The organism is Bacillus sp. JCM 19034 (genome assembly GCF_001310635.1).
Lineage (GTDB): Bacteria > Bacillota > Bacilli > Bacillales > Bacillaceae_D > Halalkalibacter.
On the sequence record NZ_BAXR01000001.1, the window covers coordinates 543,616 to 559,450 of the forward strand.

General features: G+C 35.8%; 19 protein-coding genes, 6 pseudogenes and 1 riboswitch. Of the genes and pseudogenes, 3 read left to right on the forward strand and 22 right to left on the reverse strand.

Translation table 11 applies throughout. The annotated features are described in order from the left end of the window. Positions 1-53: 53 nt before the first annotated feature. Positions 54-632: a hypothetical protein gene (locus tag JCM19034_RS02845; RefSeq protein ID WP_062047097.1), complete on the forward strand. Its 579-nt coding sequence runs from the start codon at positions 54-56 to the stop codon at positions 630-632. Here JCM19034_RS02845 and JCM19034_RS02850 read toward each other — a convergent pair. The 4 genes and pseudogenes from JCM19034_RS02850 to JCM19034_RS22745 form a co-directional block, all read right to left on the reverse strand. Continuing rightward, positions 621-905 carry a hypothetical protein gene (locus JCM19034_RS02850; RefSeq protein ID WP_062047099.1) on the reverse strand — a complete coding sequence of 95 codons (285 nt, stop codon included), beginning with the start codon at positions 903-905 and terminating at the stop codon, positions 621-623. The genes JCM19034_RS02845 and JCM19034_RS02850 overlap by 12 nt on opposite strands. A 77-nt stretch (positions 906-982) precedes the next feature. Next, a pseudogene (locus JCM19034_RS02855) lies at positions 983-1,623 on the reverse strand (nitroreductase family protein). Positions 1,624-1,844: 221 nt separating this feature from the next. Next, on the reverse strand, positions 1,845-2,030 hold the full coding sequence (locus tag JCM19034_RS22740) for a hypothetical protein (protein ID WP_370621783.1): 186 nt from the start codon (positions 2,028-2,030) through the stop codon (positions 1,845-1,847). Between the two features lie 56 nt (positions 2,031-2,086). Next, on the reverse strand, positions 2,087-2,509 hold the full coding sequence (locus JCM19034_RS22745; RefSeq protein ID WP_062047102.1) for an aminotransferase class V-fold PLP-dependent enzyme: 423 nt from the start codon (positions 2,507-2,509) through the stop codon (positions 2,087-2,089). An 82-nt stretch (positions 2,510-2,591) separates the two neighbouring features. Between JCM19034_RS22745 and JCM19034_RS02870 the strand changes: the two genes are divergently transcribed. Further along, on the forward strand, positions 2,592-3,104 hold the full coding sequence (locus tag JCM19034_RS02870; protein WP_062047104.1) for a manganese efflux pump: 513 nt from the start codon (positions 2,592-2,594) through the stop codon (positions 3,102-3,104). A gap of 46 nt (positions 3,105-3,150) precedes the next feature. Here JCM19034_RS02870 and JCM19034_RS02875 read toward each other — a convergent pair whose 3' ends face one another. The 6 genes and pseudogenes from JCM19034_RS02875 to queC form a co-directional block, all read right to left on the reverse strand. Beyond that, entirely contained in the window at positions 3,151-3,402 is a 252-nt protein-coding gene (locus JCM19034_RS02875) for a hypothetical protein (RefSeq protein ID WP_062047106.1), read from the reverse strand. A 197-nt stretch (positions 3,403-3,599) separates the two neighbouring features. Next, entirely contained in the window at positions 3,600-3,767 is a 168-nt protein-coding gene (locus tag JCM19034_RS21485; protein ID WP_156323851.1) for a hypothetical protein, read from the reverse strand. Positions 3,768-3,855: 88 nt separating this feature from the next. Then, positions 3,856-4,351, reverse strand: a pseudogene (queF, locus tag JCM19034_RS02880) (preQ(1) synthase). Positions 4,352-4,366: 15 nt separating this feature from the next. Next, on the reverse strand, positions 4,367-5,074 hold the full coding sequence (gene queE, locus JCM19034_RS02885) for a 7-carboxy-7-deazaguanine synthase QueE (protein WP_062047108.1): 708 nt from the start codon (positions 5,072-5,074) through the stop codon (positions 4,367-4,369). Beyond that, positions 5,071-5,496, reverse strand: coding sequence for a 6-carboxytetrahydropterin synthase QueD (gene queD, locus JCM19034_RS02890; RefSeq protein ID WP_062047110.1), 426 nt, complete (start codon positions 5,494-5,496; stop codon positions 5,071-5,073). Before queD ends, queE begins: the two co-directional genes overlap by 4 nt. Then, on the reverse strand, positions 5,450-6,163 hold the full coding sequence (gene queC / locus JCM19034_RS02895; protein ID WP_062047112.1) for a 7-cyano-7-deazaguanine synthase QueC: 714 nt from the start codon (positions 6,161-6,163) through the stop codon (positions 5,450-5,452). The genes queD and queC overlap by 47 nt, the downstream gene beginning before the upstream one ends. A 129-nt stretch (positions 6,164-6,292) precedes the next feature. Beyond that, positions 6,293-6,336, reverse strand: a riboswitch (PreQ1 riboswitch). A 115-nt stretch (positions 6,337-6,451) separates the two neighbouring features. Between queC and JCM19034_RS02900 the strand changes: the two are divergent. Further along, positions 6,452-7,683 (forward strand): annotated as a pseudogene (locus JCM19034_RS02900) (aminopeptidase). A gap of 40 nt (positions 7,684-7,723) precedes the next feature. Here JCM19034_RS02900 and JCM19034_RS02905 read toward each other — a convergent pair. From JCM19034_RS02905 to JCM19034_RS02950, 12 genes and pseudogenes are all read right to left on the reverse strand, one after another. Then, entirely contained in the window at positions 7,724-8,275 is a 552-nt protein-coding gene (locus JCM19034_RS02905) for a GNAT family N-acetyltransferase (RefSeq protein ID WP_062047114.1), read from the reverse strand. 361 nt (positions 8,276-8,636) lie between these two features. Continuing rightward, positions 8,637-9,207 (reverse strand): annotated as a pseudogene (locus tag JCM19034_RS02910) (GNAT family N-acetyltransferase). A gap of 261 nt (positions 9,208-9,468) precedes the next feature. After that, the gene (locus JCM19034_RS02915) at positions 9,469-9,876 is read right to left on the reverse strand and encodes a hypothetical protein (RefSeq protein ID WP_062047116.1); all 408 of its coding nucleotides are present in this window, start codon (positions 9,874-9,876) and stop codon (positions 9,469-9,471) included. A 136-nt stretch (positions 9,877-10,012) separates the two neighbouring features. After that, a complete protein-coding gene (locus JCM19034_RS02920; protein ID WP_062047118.1) occupies positions 10,013-10,894 on the reverse strand; it encodes an aminoglycoside 6-adenylyltransferase in 882 nt (293 codons plus the stop codon). Between the two features lie 190 nt (positions 10,895-11,084). Further along, positions 11,085-11,621 (reverse strand): AAA family ATPase, encoded by a 537-nt coding sequence (locus tag JCM19034_RS02925; RefSeq protein WP_062047120.1) that lies wholly within the window; start codon positions 11,619-11,621, stop codon positions 11,085-11,087. Between the two features lie 19 nt (positions 11,622-11,640). Beyond that, positions 11,641-11,802 (reverse strand): hypothetical protein, encoded by a 162-nt coding sequence (locus JCM19034_RS21490; protein WP_156323852.1) that lies wholly within the window; start codon positions 11,800-11,802, stop codon positions 11,641-11,643. A 163-nt stretch (positions 11,803-11,965) separates the two neighbouring features. Further along, positions 11,966-12,445, reverse strand: a complete 480-nt coding sequence (locus JCM19034_RS02930) for a hypothetical protein (protein WP_062047122.1) — start codon at positions 12,443-12,445, stop codon at positions 11,966-11,968. A 300-nt stretch (positions 12,446-12,745) separates the two neighbouring features. Continuing rightward, positions 12,746-13,451 (reverse strand): annotated as a pseudogene (locus tag JCM19034_RS02935) (DNA alkylation repair protein). A gap of 52 nt (positions 13,452-13,503) precedes the next feature. Continuing rightward, positions 13,504-13,701 carry a hypothetical protein gene (locus JCM19034_RS02940; protein ID WP_062047124.1) on the reverse strand — a complete coding sequence of 66 codons (198 nt, stop codon included), beginning with the start codon at positions 13,699-13,701 and terminating at the stop codon, positions 13,504-13,506. Positions 13,702-13,971: 270 nt separating this feature from the next. After that, positions 13,972-14,171: pseudogene (locus JCM19034_RS24510) on the reverse strand (IS200/IS605 family transposase); the annotation flags it as partial. Between the two features lie 66 nt (positions 14,172-14,237). After that, positions 14,238-14,987 carry a tyrosine-protein phosphatase gene (locus JCM19034_RS02945; protein ID WP_156323853.1) on the reverse strand — a complete coding sequence of 250 codons (750 nt, stop codon included), beginning with the start codon at positions 14,985-14,987 and terminating at the stop codon, positions 14,238-14,240. 38 nt (positions 14,988-15,025) lie between these two features. Next, on the reverse strand, positions 15,026-15,823 hold the full coding sequence (locus JCM19034_RS02950) for an ABC transporter permease (RefSeq protein ID WP_062047129.1): 798 nt from the start codon (positions 15,821-15,823) through the stop codon (positions 15,026-15,028). Positions 15,824-15,835: the final 12 nt, after the last annotated feature.

The window sequence follows — 15,835 nt, forward strand, 5'->3', positions numbered from 1 at the left end:
TCCTTTTACGAAAGTGAAAAAATATGATATTTTACAACGATAGGAGGTTAAAGATGATTCAAATTGACCAGCAAAACAATCAAATACTTTCAAAAGCTTGTCTTAATTGTCAAGATCCACATTTCCAGCCACCAAATCCCTATATAACAAAGGTCGGTTGCTGTTCATATAGTCCAACTTTCCAATTACTAGAAATTAGTAAAATGTGTCAAGACGATATTAAACAATTTTGGGAGATTTATCAGCATCCGGCTACCATTATTCGTCCTTATACGATTTTGTTACAAGCAAATATAGATGAATCATTTCAGAACATAAGCTGTGACGATTTTACTAGCTTAGAAGAAGAGGATTTAAAAATAAACCATTCAATTTGTCAACTATTTGAAATTGGGAAAGGCTGTTCGTTACAGCCAAAGTTTAAAAATGCCGTTTGTCGTTCTTTTATTTGTTCAACAATTGAAGAGCAATTAACCGAGGAGGAACAGCTTACTATGACAAGTGCAATCAAAGCGATGCATCATGAAACACGTGAGTTTCAAAAGCAGCATAGTCATTTGCTGAAAGAGCGTTCTATTGATTTGTTACATAATCCGAATGAAGTCATTCAATATTTCCAATCAATTAAGTAGCACATTTTCCTCCATCCATTTTTCAAGCTGCCTTTTTTCTGTTTCAGTAAATTGAAACAAATGACAATCACAGCCCTCATCTCGTAATACAATTTGTAAAATCGTTTGATCTGAAGAAGCAATTACTAGTGCTTCCGGGTCAATTAATTCTTTAGGGATATTTCCAGAAAACCGAATCACATAATGGGTCCAATGGTTCACGTCGTAGGAATCAATTAGTTCAAAATTAGATAGTGTGCACTCATCATAACTCTTAAATTCTAAATCAATCATTATTATCTCCTCTTTCATAGCAGCTGTTGGATTATGAAAAAGAAGTCCGGTAGGAGGACTTCTTTTCTATCTATTACTTAAAAACTATTATAAATCGTTACTTCTTCTACTGGCTTTCTTTCAGACGGATAGGCTTCCTTTTCTGCGGTTCCAACCGTCATCAACATAATCGGTACATAACGAGCTGGAATATGGAACGCCTCGATTAATTCGTCTCGTTTAAATCCACCTATTGGACACGTATCGTACCCTTTTTCCTTAGCAGCCAGCATAAATTGCATACCAGCTAAGGAAGCATTTAAAAAAGCTGCGTCACGAGCAAATGATGTATTATTTCCATTTTCATATGCGCGTTCAATTTGGCTAACGAGTGTATTCATTACTTCTTCAGTCATTAGCCTTTATCAACGACTGATGAATAAATTCCATTCGCTTCTTGGCCAGCCTCGCAATCACCTAATAAGACGATTACAGCGGAGCTATCAACAATTTGTTGTTGGTAGTAAGCAATCGGTAATAATTTTTCTTTTTGCTGTTGATCATCAATTACTAAAAAACGCCAATGCTGCAGATTCCATGCAGATGGTGCAGATGTAGCAATCTCAATTAACTCATTCATTTCTTCTTTGGAAATCATTAGGCCTCGTTTATAATGCTTAACGGAGTGGCGATTTCTCATAATCGATGTTGCACTAGCTATCTGTTGTTGGATACTCATTTCTTTTTTATCTTCCTTTCATACTCTTTTTCCCATATCTATACTACCTAAGTTCTCCTATAAGTGTAAACTGTTATGCTCAATTAAGGCGCTCATTTAATAACTGAATAACTTGATTCAACTCGTCTTTTGTCGTCTCCCTACCTAAGCTAAAACGAATCGCTCCCATTCCAACCTCCTTAGCAACTCCCATTGCTTCTAAGACAGGTGAAAGAGATACCTCACCCGAATGATAAGGGAGACCCTGTAGATGCTGCAACTTCAGGAATCATAGTAAGAATATCTTGTCCAACCTTCCCTTTGAAACTGACATTTAATGTATTAGGTAAACTTTTTTCCAAGTCCCCATTAATGACAACGAGTTCTCCAAATGCTTTTTTTAATTCAACTTTAAAGTCGTTACGCATCTGTTTAACCTTTTGCATAACATGTAATTTTTCATTACAAAGCCGACATGCTTCTCCTAATGCGGTAATAAACAATACATTTTCTGTACCGGCACGTATCCCTTTCTCATGGCCAGCATATATGGGCGAATTTCTACCCCATTTTTCCCCTCTAAATAGCGTATTGGTTCAAGAATAGCAGGGTGCTCAATCGTAGACGTGATAACATGTCTCCCTCGTTGTTTACATGCTTCTACTACTCCTTTTATCACGTGATTGTTTGACTCTGTGCCCCCACTCGTAAAGATAATCTCATTTGCTTGTGCTCCAATGATGGACGAAACCTTTTGACGTGCACCCTGAATTGATCGTTTTGCCTCAACAGCAGCAAAATGATTCGTAGATGGATTACCAAAATGGTGCTGAAAAGAAGGTTTCATTGCTTCAATCACCTCACTGGCAATCGGGGTGCTAGCATTATAATCTAAATAAATCGCCACATGTGCTCACTCCATTATGATTATAGATTTTGTAGACTAGTTCCTAGCTTGTTTTCATATAGTTTTACTGAGGTGATTCTTCTTGACCTATATAACGATTTTTCTAATGGCTTTGTTAGTTAGTCTTGATGCTTTTGCAATCGGCTTTTTATTCGGGCTTAAACGCATTCGCATCCCCATTTCTATCATTACTGTCATCTCTTGCTTTTCAAGTATTGTTCTTCTAATTACAATGGGTATCGGTAAAATAGTAGGAGATTTCATACCGATATCATTAACAGATAATATATCAGGTCTTTTTTTAATTGGGTTATCCTTTTACCACCTTTTTTACGAAATACGATATTACCGCAAATCCTTCTTTTTAATCATTACATTATTTATTAATATCGATAATATAGGCTATGGTTTCCAAGCTGGTTTTTTGAATCATCCAATCTTCTTTGCTCCATTAGCAGGATTGTTAATCTTTATCGCCTTTATAACCGGAATCATTTATGGCCATATTACGGCTAGGAGAATTATTTTACATTATTTACGTCTCTTACCTTGTTTCTTATTCTTCTTTCTAGGTGTGATCAAATTACTGAAATAACAGCAACATGAAAAGAACTCATGAGGGATTAGCCTCTTGAGTTCTCTTATCTCACAATACCTACACTATGCTGCTTAGCAACTGAGATTTCAAAGTAATCATCATCGTCTTCATAAATTCGATCAATAATAATAAGAACATCTTCAAAAGATACAGAATGATTATTCGTGTTATTTTCTTTCATAAATTGAATTATTTGATGAATTTCTTCATTAATGCGATTATGTAGTTTTTCATCAGTTGTTCGCTTATTACGAACTCGGTCAGTAAAGTCTTCGGGGTATTGAGGTATGCTCATACGTATTCCTCACTTTCAAATAATCTAAATCTATCTTAATCGTTACAAGGGAAATCGGCAACTATTACAAAGGAATATTTCCTAGGCAAGCGCAGTAATCTACAAAGTACAACACAATTTTAAAGGACCTTACTCCTTAATCGACAGTAATTATCATAAAAACACCCGTAATGACAATCATTACAGGTGTTAAGAAATTAACTTTTTTCATAAATAATAATCGCTAGAAACCGTTCACTTGAGCCATCATACGCTCCAGTTAATTTAATATCAATAAATTCCCCACTTAAATTAGCAATCGTTTCATTAATGCGATCCTCCATCGTTTTGGATGAAGATGTTTTAATAACTTTCACTTGACGCACCATCATCACCTCCTAAAAGAATTACACTAACTATTCTATACAATTGCCTATTAATCCTCTTTTTAAACGATATTAAGTTTACTGAAAGTTAGCGATTATCTACTGTTTCAGGATACATATCATGATTCATCAAACGATATTCAGCCATTTTTCATATTTTGTTCCTGGCTTCCCGTAATTCGTATACGGTCAATTGATATTCCACCTCTAGGAGTAAATTTCCCCCATACTTCAATATAACGTGGATCCATTAATTCAATTAAATCGTTCATAATAATATTCATGCAGTCTTCGTGGAAATCACCATGATTACGGAAGCTGAACAAATATAGCTTTAACGACTTACTTTCTACCATTTTCACATCAGGTATATAGCTGATATAAATTGTTGCGAAATCTGGCTGATTCGTCTTTGGACATAGTGATGTAAATTCCGGACAATTAAATTTCACAAAATAGTCTCTATTTTGATGCTTGTTCTCAAACACTTCTAATACAGAAGGATTATATGAGAATGTATACTCTGTACCTTGATTACCAAGTAATTCAACACCTTCTAACTCTTTATCCGATCGTCCACTCATTTGGCTGCCTCCTTCTTAAACACCGCGCTTATTTCCCCATAAAAATGTATGCAACTGCGGCAATACTCTCACATTATTCATTTCCGAACTTCTCAGCGTTTGCTCAACTAACCATTCATAACGTTGTAATAGCTTAGAAATGAGTTGGTCATTATCCATCATTGTTAACTCGTTATTCCCGACTTGTAAAAACATCCTAACTTCCGGATAGCGTTTATGAATATGAAGAGCATAATCAAAGTCTCTTTCATCAAAAATAACAACTTTTAAACTTACTTTATTAATAGAAAGCTGTGACAACATATAATCAAGCTTCGTATAATCTGTTTCCATGTTTGAACTGGGTGGTTTTGGTGACACTGTTACTTCATCGACCTCAAACAGCCAGTCTTGCCATATAGACCCTTGTGTTTCAATCGCTACGGTCCAATTTTCTTGATGACATAAACTTACGAATTCCCCTAAGCCTCTATGCAAAGCGGGATTACCTCCAGAGATCGTTACATGAGAAAAGCGATTATCACCGATCTCTTTAAGAGAAGTGACAATCGCAGAAGCTTCCATTAACTCACTTTTCCCAGTACCATCCCAGGTGAAGCTCGAATCACACCATGAGCAACGATAATCGCAGCCACCTGTACGAACAAACATCGTCTTTTGGCCAATTACGATACCTTCACCTTGAATCGTCGGGCCAAAAACTTCCATTACCGGGATTTTCATTGTAATTCCTCCGGTTTAGGACGATAAACAACATAACTTGTTGGTGTTTCACGAACGAGAACTTGTAAGCATTTTGGCTGATGTGGAAGTGTAATTAGTTTTGCATGTATCGTCTTCCAAATTTGCTCTGCAACACGTTCAGTTGTTGGAAATACTTCTTCATATTCAGCATGATCATTTAATAATGTATGATCGTAACGTTTATGAACAAGGTCCTTTATTTGTTTGAAATCAATTAAAAACCCGAGTTCATCAAGCTGATCGCCAGCAATTGTTACATTGATAAAGTACGTATGGCCATGCATGTTTTGGCAAACTCCCGCTTTTTCATTTGGAATAAAGTGAGCCGCAGACAAGTTCATATCTTTATTTAATTCATAGCGATATGAATGAGGTACTTGCGGATAAAATTGCTGTAGCATTTATGCTCCCCTCCTTTCTTTTTCTTTTTAAATATTGTTGTAAACCATTCATTCTTAGTTTACACGATGGGCACTCTCCACAGCCATCACCACGCACTCCATGATAACAAGTTACTGTTTTTTCACGGATAAATTCAAGTGCTTCAAGCTGATCAGCGAGTTCCCATGTCTCTGCTTTGTTTAACCACATAAGCGGAGTATGGATAACAAATTGCTTGTCCATCGCCAAATTAAGTGTCACATTTAATGACTTAACGAATTGATCGCGGCAATCGGGATATCCACTAAAATCCGTCTCGCAAACACCTGTTACGATATGCTTCGCTCCTATACTATGAGCGTACACAGCAGCAAATGATAAGAATAAATGATTGCGTCCAGGTACAAAGGTTGACGGTAACTCCCCGTCTTCCCCTTCTTTCACTTCTATATCATGATGTGTCAAGGCATTAGGGGAAAGCTGATTTATGAAAGTCATATCTAAAACATGAAAGGATACACCTAACTCATCAGCAATTTCCTTAGCACAGTTAATCTCTTCATGATGACGTTGTCCGTAATCAAATGTTACGGTTGTCACTTCTTCAAATTGTTGCAATGCCCAAAATAAACAAGTCGTGCTATCCTGTCCCCCACTAAAGACGACGACTGCTTTTTCTTTTTTCATGTCTCATTTCTCCTTTAACTAGCACATAGGCTATTTATGAAGAACGAGCATTCGATCACTCCAAAAAGGTTAATCATTTAAGTAGTTAAAACCTTCAAACGACAAGAAAACTGTACCCGCTGTACAGTTATCACCTTAGTTTTTTATAGAGGGAGTTCGCGAACCTCTTTCTTTCCACCACCATGATAGCATAAAAGACTGGAAAGACGCTAATCTTTTCTCTCCATGATAATATTGGTATAGTATTTAATGGAAACGATTATTACAATAGAAATGAGGAATGTCTTTATGTCAAGTTTTCAAGAAAAATTAGAGAAATATGCCGAGCTAGCCGTAAAAGTTGGTGTAAACATTCAAGAAGGACAAACACTTGTTATTCGAACACCAATCTCAGCAGTTGAGCTCGTCCGCCTTGTCACGAAAAAAGCGTATGAAGCAGGAGCAAAAAATGTCCATGTTGAGTGGAGTGACGAAGAAATAACAAAAACAAAATTTGAGCTAGCTCCAGATGAAGCGTTTCACGAATTTCCTGAGTGGATCGCCAAAGGCCATGAAACGTTAGCCGAAAAGGGTGCCGCTTTTCTAAGTATTACAGGTTCAAACCCTGATCTGTTAAAAAATGCTGATCCACAACGAGTTTCTAATTGGAATAAAACTAGCGGTAAGGCAATGGAAGGATTCCGCTCATATGTTATGAGCGATAAAGTAAGCTGGTCAATTGTTGCTGTTCCTTCTGAAGGCTGGGCACAGAAGGTCTTCCCTGATTTGTCAGTAGATAAAGCAATGGAGCAGCTTTGGGATGCTATTTTTGCGGCAACACGAATTGATCTTGCTGACCCTGTATCCGCATGGAAAGAACATTTAGGAACTCTCGATTCGAAAATGAAAACATTGAATGAAAAACATTACCATGCCCTTCATTATCAATCTGAAGGAACCGACCTAGTCATTGAATTACCTAAACACACCTTTGGGTTAGTGGGGGAAGTGTTAATAAAGATGGTGTACCTTTTGTAGCAAACATGCCTACTGAGGAAGTTTTCACATCAGCGAAGAAAACAGGAGTTAACGGAACGGTTGCGAGCACAAAGCCATTAAATTATGGCGGTACACTCATTAATCAATTTTCACTAACATTTAAAGACGGGAAAGTGATTGATTTCAAAGCTGAAGAAGGCTACGAAACTCTAAAGCGTCTACTCGAAACAGACGAGGGCTCTAGCTTCATTGGTGAAGTTGCACTTGTCCCTCATGATTCACCTATTTCGAATGCCGATATTATTTTCTACAATACGTTATTCGATGAAAATGCCTCCAATCATTTAGCTTTAGGCTCCGCCTACGCGTTTAGTATTGAAGGCGGAAAAGAAATGTCAAAAGAAGAGTTAGAAAAGAATGGACTTAACACAAGCTTAACTCACGTTGATTTTATGATGGGTTCTAGTGATATGAACATCGATGGCGTCTATGAAGACGGCAAACGTGAGCCGATCTTCCGTGATGGAAACTGGGCGTTTTAAGAAAATTAATTCACGTTAGAGTAATGAACGTATCATTGCTCTAGCGTTCTTTATTATCTGAACGATTCATCTTCTTCCACTCATTCTCTAAAATACTCATTTCCCATAAACTCCAATATTCATTACCTATTTTTCTCGCGTCTCTATGTAAACCTTCTTTTACGAACCCCACTTTTTCATAACAAGCTATTGCCGAAGTGTTAAAATCAAAAACAACTAGACTAACTTTCTGTAAGTTAAGTTCATCAAATGCAATTTTGAGAATTTCTTTCATCATTCGTTGACCTATCCCTTTACCTCTTACATTTTTATCTCCAACTAACACTTTCCCAACCCTTGCAGATTTGTTTTGTTTGTCAATATTCCCTAGTGAAATATGTCCTACTAAATCCTCAGTGATAGTATCTATAACACTGTATACGAATACGTGAGAATTAACATCGTTGGCATTCTTCACATAATTCTCTAATTGCCTCTCAGTTAATGGAAAACTAAAATTAGGACCACCCCATTGGAGTAAAAATTGTGGAGTGTCGATCCAATCTATTAGTTGTTGAAAATCTGTTCTTTGAAAGAATCTTAATTGAATCACAACCTTCCTCCTTGTTCCTATACTTTATAGTCATACTTAAACTCTAAAACATGATCCGCTGCAACTAATTGATTTACTTCACTGTAAGATCAGGTACTGTAAGCACATATGGATATAACAATTATGGGTACTATAGAAATTATCTTCAATCTTTCACATTCTTTTTTAATAGTATTATTATAGAGTTAAATTGGCCTCTTTATTTTAACATTAATTCCCTTTTACTTTTTTTTGGAGTATTCGTTCGTTCAATAATATTTTACCTTTTAAGATAGATACAATAATGTAGAACCTAACCTGCACTAGGAAGAATACAACTGTTTCACTACATTTTTTACAAAAGTCAGATTGTGTTAAAAATCTATAACATACTCTCCAATCTATTCTTTACAGTTCTCCATTCACTTTCAATAACACTGTAAAATACAGAGTTTCTGTAGGACCCGTTTTTACGTATCATATGATTTCTTAAAATTCCTTCCTTTACAGCACCTATTTTTTCTATTGCTTTTTGTGACCTTATATTTTGTTCATCTGTTTTGAATTGAACTCGGATAAAGTTTAAAGGTTTCAAAGCAAAATCTTAATAACAAGTATTTACATTCTGTATTGATACGTGTTCCCCAAACAGATGGAGAATACCAAGTCCACCCTATTTCCAAACTTTTATGTGTATTTGATATATTAAGAAAACGTGTGGTGCCAACAATGTTGTTGTTACTACGAAGCAACACAACTAGCGGTAGTTCTATTCCAGATTCCTTTTTGCATAATGCCTCTTCTACAAAAGTGTTCATATCATTTATAGTTATAATTTCCGTTGGCAAGTGTTTCCAAATCATCTTATCCTTACTTATATTATATAATTCTTGTACATGGTTTCGCTTTAACGGTACAATGCGAATTTTCTCCCCTACCAACTCATCAAACATAATAGTCTTTCCCCTATTCACCTTTAGTTTTTACACAAATTAACAATAAGATAACAATCCCACACTCTATGCTTAAACAAAAACGGTCACTACCATTGAGCCTTCAATATAATTAAGTATTATAAAGCATATTTTAGATTGTAACGAGCAATCGAAACGTCCCTTATGAGTGATACTCTCTATTTGTGATTTCAAATGCCTACTTCACTAGTCCTATACTACCAAAAGAAAGCATCTCCCTTCTAAAAGAAATGCTTATCACTAGCATAAATCTAAGGCGATGGCTGAGAGTCTATCTCTTAGGACTAACTGAACTTTTCTTGCTTTTTCATTGATGTTTATAATATCTTCTGATTGTATTTCCCAAGATAACTTTGTTTCATTTTCTAATATTTTTATTTGCTCCTCAATCAACTGGGAATGCTTTTCGTAAATCTTAATCGCAACAATTTCATCATTAAATTCCTCTGGTAAACGATAATTCAGTCCGTAAAACCAATCTTGAAAATTTTCTTTGCTATTTTGTCGAAACCTCTTTTCTAAAACAACCATTATGTCTTCGACAATTTCCTTATTAAATCCGATTTCATACATCTTTTTTTTGATATTTTCCAAGTTAATATTTACTAATAAATCTCTATCTTTAAACCCAAAAAGCTCCTTAAACATTGTTTCTTCCTCCTAAATCATTCCTACAATATTTTGGCTCCATTTTAGCGAAAAAACGCTCCTGCTTCTGTTAAAAAAGGAGGGATTAACTAATGCACCTGTATACTTTTTTTTGCAGGGTGCAACGTCCATTTACTTAATATATTTCCTTTGCATTTATAGGTAAATCTCTGACGTCTTTAAGATATTTAGTCATGTTTTTATCATCTTCAATTGGATACGTGAATTGAAAATGCTTAGCAACATCTTGGGATAAGATTCTAAACAATTCACAAGTAACAAATATTGAATCCCACATAGTAGAATAATCAGAACTTGAATAGGTTCTTTCATACATTTCCCATAATGAATCTGGTAGGTATTGCTTAAAATACTTCCCGAACTTTCCAGTTGAAACTTGGAACTCTTGTTGGATCCCAATCCACCATGTAACCATTTTATCCAAAGATTCTCTTGTCGTGTGTTCAAACATGAGTTTTGCATACGGAAGCTCATCACGCCAAATGCCCTTTGCGACGTTTTGTAAACACCACCAGAAATTGTTTGTATAACTTTCATACTCTGCTTTGGTTGGCTTTTTAACATGGTAATCAATATCAGTAGGACAAGGAATTGCTGGCAAAAGGTTATCTTTGTCCATTAAGGGCAAAGTAAGCTTATCTTTACCATACTCTTCAATCATGATTTCTTTTGTTTGGAGACGAAGGTCGATGCGATTTCCATCTGAAAAAAGCATTAAAAAACCATAAGACATTATGAAATTTAAATCGATATTTCTGCCAAAATCATTTTTGTCTGGTTCCTGCATCATGATTAATTCTCCAAATTCACTAATCCACTTCTTATCCTCTATAAAAGTTATCGTTTCCGTCACGACAAACACAACATCATAATCTTGAAAAATATCTTTTGGAACATTCGGATTTGTTCTTGAGCCATTCATATAAACGGCCCGGATACGTTCATCTTCTTTTGCAAAGTTTATTATAAGTTCTATCATTTCTTTTTCATTTCTCAATTACTTCCCCTCCTATTTAATAGCTAGTTTATTAACAAAATACAATGGAGAAGCTTGTGAGTGGGATAAATTCAATCTAACTGGTAAGCATTCACCATCTGTCTCCTTCATTCTTTCGAATAATTTAAATGTCTTCGGTTATATACAGAATGAACTGTGTCACCTAATAGAGTCGAAGCAACTAAATAATTCATTCCGTACTTATGTAATCTAAAACAAGATCGACTCTTTCATTAATTGTATAATCCCCTTCAATTTTTAATACTGGACAAGACAATTCTGCCATCCAATGCTCATGTAACGCTTTACTTCTAACGTCCATTCCAGCACTATCATATAGGGAGGCCCATTCTAAAAATGTCTTTGATTGATCATATTTGCTACCACCAGCTACTATTTCATTTCCATAACGCTCGAATTCCCTCTGTTTTAGCCTTTCAAGCCTGATGTCTTGAGGAATCGATAAAAATATAACTAGATCGAAATAATGTTTGAAATGATCACCCCAACCACAAACTGCACCGGAAAGAATCCAGTTTTCATATAATGATAAATCTTTTTCAAGTAGCATTCTTCTTTCAGGTACGTCTCTTTGTTTCGTGAATTTAGTTGTCCAAAAGTAATCATCGCTATCTAGATGGGTATGAGCCAACACCTTTGATAATGAAGAACCAAGTGTTGTAGTACCTGCTCCAGAAGCCCCCAATATGTGAATTTTTTTCACTATTATTCTCCTTTATTTACCTTTATGTAAATGTTTCTTTAAAGAAAAAGTAATTTTCAGGTGCCTTTTTACCTGTTTCTTCAAGTATTATTCTTCTGACTTCCGACTCAGTTACCTCATCATATTCCAATCTAACAATTCTAGCTCTTAATAGTTCTTCATTTAAAACACCTTGCGAATCCATGAGTATTCACCTGCTCACATTACTTATTCTTGAAACTCCATTGATTTCATTAACTAGAGTGCATGTTCCTCTTGTTGATCCACATCCACATTACATGTATCCCAAAAATTATAGCAAGATGCTTCATAAGTAAATTTAATATTTTTTTGATATAAATTAGATTTTATATAACTAAAAAAACGATATACTTTAAATCCTCTTTTTGTTTCATATACATCCTTAGCATAATAATATGTATTGTCTTCAAAATAAATTTCTCGTAATTCCCCTCATACCCCCCAGCTAGGCTAGATAAGACGCTTAATTGAGTATCTATTGAATCGGTTAAACCACTATGTTCATATTGGAGCCTAGCACGATATACTAAATTATCACCATACATCTCCATTATGCTCATACTTTCTCTTCCATCACCTTGTTGGTAATAATATTCAGATTCAGTTACCGCATTCTCCGGAAACCAAATCGTATACCCTCCTGTTTTCGATTCAAACAAATAAAACCCTTCCTCCACTTCCTTCGTCGACTTCATAAATTCTCGCGTAAATTCATCTTCAAACGCAGGAACATCTGGTGCATTCATCATACATCCTCCTGTTACCATCATCACTTGAACTAAGGCGATTCCTTTCAGCTTTCGCAAAGAACCTCCTCCTTTCATCGATGCTCTTCTCATTCTGGCATAAGTTATCCATTTTTTTCAATTAGTATTTGGGGATTTTTCTTTTTAAGGCATTTGCACTGTGGCTTTCTACGGGTATTACTAGCAGTTTCGGAGTGGTGTTTACGATTTATGTTTCAAGTTTCAATCTTATAGCTTGCATTAGATTGTGCCCTCTCACGATTAAAGGTAGGAAATATGGTCTTTTTATATTAAGGTAGGGATCGTTTTAATTTGGAAGACATTAATCCATATTTCTCTGTACTATTTCCCTAGCGTTAGTTAACATCTAACATACTTACGTTTGAACCCAATCCTCCCTTTTTCTATGTCTTTTTGAATACTTTCATAAGCGTTCAAAAGACTAGGTTTTTCTTGTCTCGTTTGACTTCCACTATTCCAACTTCCTTTGCTATCTCGACTGCCTTCTCATGTAATGGCAAATATGAAACCCCCACGTTATATAGAAAATTATTCATTGAAGCTTTCGTTCTCTCAGGTGAACGATGAATAGAATTTTTCAGCGAATCAAGCTTATTGGCAATCTTACTTTTGGAAAATTCATCGTCATTTCGATTCCCTATAAGCCAGCAATAACAACTCCACCCTGCTGACATTCTTAACTCATCACCGCTTTCAATCCATTTATCAGCAACGTCTTGTGCCATACCTGATTCTGATAAAGTTACGGCTACGACATAATCTGAAAGCATATAAAAATATGCATCATCCATCCAACGGTCATAATCCGACTCCGTCATAGCATTTGGGTCTGCAATAATGCCTGCAAAATACATGGCATCGTAGTTCCCCGTCGCATATAACTCCTCTGCTAAACGTTGGTTTATTTTTATTTTCTTTGCCATTGGTTTCATAGCACCGGTAGCCACACCAAATAGAGGCTCACGGCACCATTGGAAATGTATATTTTTTTCGTTCGTTCCTTACCGAGTGCTTCAAGTTCTTGCATAATCGTTATTAAATCCATCATTTGTCACTTCCCTAGGATCGCCTCCATAAGTTACGTATGAAAATGACTTCTATTGTTTGAACTTTTTCACATGATACAATATAAAGCCGATGAACAGTCCACCTAATGCAAAACCTAGAAAGTTAGGCAAATAAGAAACAGGCTTAATCGGTTCACCTGAAATATTGTCAATTAGTAATAAAAGAGAGATTACCGTTAACGGAAATACGGTCATCCAGAGTAACATTGATTTCATTAACCTAGACATAATATCTCCCTTTATGAAAACACTGACATCAAACAGGTCATTTACAGTTCACATTATTTTAACATTAATTCCCTTTTATTTACATAGAAAAAACGCCCCTAATAAAAGGAACGCCTTTTTGTGTAATCTTAGCCATCCCTTACTAGTGGATTGGGACGGGATAATTCCTGCCTTATCCATTATAAAGGACTTTCTCTTTGCACAAAGTAAGATTATTGAACATTTTGAGTATTCCTTATACTCAAATTAAATTAATGCAACACTAGTAATATTCTTAATTACTTTTTTATTTCTTCCTACTGTATCGCTAAAGACAGATGCGTCAAAATTCATTAGACTACTTTTCCCTTTTATATATCCTGCAAAAGAAGACACGCTTATCTTTGGATACTGACCAAAGTAAGTATGTGATCCTTACAAGCTACACCTTTCCTTTGCATAATGTTCTTAACATATCCCGCTTGTCTTCTATTCAATCTCACAAAATAAAAAACAGGCAACCTCTTATCCCAAAGTCACCTGCCACTCCATGCTTTCTATATATGCTTCACTCCAACACTTATGTCAACACATCTTTTCTTCACGCAATCAATCATTTCTTGATCAATATCCTTTGCCAATAGATATTTTTCAAATGTGCCATGTGTTGCAATAATATAATCATACGCTGCTTCAATATATTCCCTACTTGAATACAGATATGCTTCAGGTACATGAGCAGGTAGAACTCTATCTTTTTTAGATCGATTAAAGGACTCCATATTTGTATATGTCACCTCATAATTAGAGATGATATCTTTTCTCTCTACACCTGCTAGCCCAAGTAATAACATCGCTAAAATGCCTGTACGATCTTTCCCAGCTACACAGTGGAACAATATGACACCATCTTCTGCTGTTGCAATCGTATTGAAGATCGTTTTTATTTGTTCGCTATGTTTCAAAAGGAAAATATACGATTCTCCCATCGTCATGTCCTTCGTTGAATTTAATTCCTGTATCAGCTGTCCCCCCAATGGAATATTATGATAGTTGCAAAACGGCCTTTCAGCTAGAGGATTCAATCTATTCGTAACCTCATCCTCTCCACGTAAATCAATGACTGTTTTTACACCGTAATCTTCTAAAAATGAAATATCCATCTCAGTCAACTCATGGAGATCACTCGAACGTAAAAATGAATGCCACTTCATTTGCTCTCCATTATTTGTACTATACCCACCTAATTCACGGCAGTTCTCCACTCCTTCAAGCGGTAAACGTACCCAATGTAACTTTGCATTCATCAAATTTATTTATCCCCTTTCACCTTCTCTAAACGTTATCAATTCCCATGTGTAATCTTACTCTTGATAAAAGTCATTAAATATTCAATCACGAGCATGAAGCTACAGATTAGAATGACAATTGTCGTTGTTTGTGCATAATTGTATGAGCTAATTGCTTGTGTTAATAATAGTCCGATTCCACCTACCCCAATGATTCCGAGACTAATGGATTCAGAAATATTCCCTTCAAAACGAACCGTGATCCAGGCGACAAATGAAGTAATCACAAGTGGTAAGAGTCCGTGGTAGACAATATTGAACCAGGAAGCACCTGTTGAACGCATCGCTTCAATAACGTCTGTCCCAACATCCTCAATACTTCCAGTAAACATTTTCACCAAGTAACCAATCGAAGAGAATAGCATCGCGATAAATCCAGACGTATTCCCAAAACCTAGACTAGCAATAACCATTAGTCCCCACACAAGTGACGGGACAGAGCGAATGACAGCAAAGGCCCCCTTAATCAAGCCAGATATGATGTTATTTGGGCCAATATTCGTCGCTGCGAGAAAGCTTAGAAATAACGCTAAAATGACACCGACAACTAAAGCTAGAAAGGCTAGCGATAAGCTCGTCAAGATTTCGAGTAAGGCTCTTGGAATAATCGTTAAATCAATGGCTATCATACTTCTTAAGACGTTTGGGAAATTCTCCAAGCGCTCAAAGAATTGTGCCATGTTTAAATTAACCATATTGGCTGATATTAGAAAGATTGCTCCTAGAATGACAATAAGGAGGATTGTCTTCCAAATTGTACCTTTAGACGTAACACGAATATAATTCGTTTCCATAGTGAATCAATC

Bases quoted from the DNA above. Each gene is read 5' to 3' on its own strand.
- JCM19034_RS02845 (WP_062047097.1), top strand. From the start codon at position 54: ATGATTCAAATTGACCAGCAAAACAATCAAATACTTTCAAAAGCTTGT.
- JCM19034_RS02850 (WP_062047099.1), bottom strand. From the start codon at position 905: ATGATTGATTTAGAATTTAAGAGTTATGATGAGTGCACACTATCTAAT.
- JCM19034_RS22740 (WP_370621783.1), bottom strand. From the start codon at position 2,030: ATGCGTAACGACTTTAAAGTTGAATTAAAAAAAGCATTTGGAGAACTC.
- JCM19034_RS02875 (WP_062047106.1), bottom strand. From the start codon at position 3,402: ATGAGCATACCTCAATACCCCGAAGACTTTACTGACCGAGTTCGTAAT.
- queE (WP_062047108.1), bottom strand. From the start codon at position 5,074: ATGAAAATCCCGGTAATGGAAGTTTTTGGCCCGACGATTCAAGGTGAA.
- queD (WP_062047110.1), bottom strand. From the start codon at position 5,496: ATGCTACAGCAATTTTATCCGCAAGTACCTCATTCATATCGCTATGAA.
- queC (WP_062047112.1), bottom strand. From the start codon at position 6,163: ATGAAAAAAGAAAAAGCAGTCGTCGTCTTTAGTGGGGGACAGGATAGC.
- JCM19034_RS02915 (WP_062047116.1), bottom strand. From the start codon at position 9,876: ATGTTTAAGGAGCTTTTTGGGTTTAAAGATAGAGATTTATTAGTAAAT.
- JCM19034_RS21490 (WP_156323852.1), bottom strand. From the start codon at position 11,802: ATGGATTCGCAAGGTGTTTTAAATGAAGAACTATTAAGAGCTAGAATT.
- JCM19034_RS02940 (WP_062047124.1), bottom strand. From the start codon at position 13,701: ATGTCTAGGTTAATGAAATCAATGTTACTCTGGATGACCGTATTTCCG.
- JCM19034_RS02945 (WP_156323853.1), bottom strand. From the start codon at position 14,987: ATGAATGCAAAGTTACATTGGGTACGTTTACCGCTTGAAGGAGTGGAG.
- JCM19034_RS02950 (WP_062047129.1), bottom strand. From the start codon at position 15,823: ATGGAAACGAATTATATTCGTGTTACGTCTAAAGGTACAATTTGGAAG.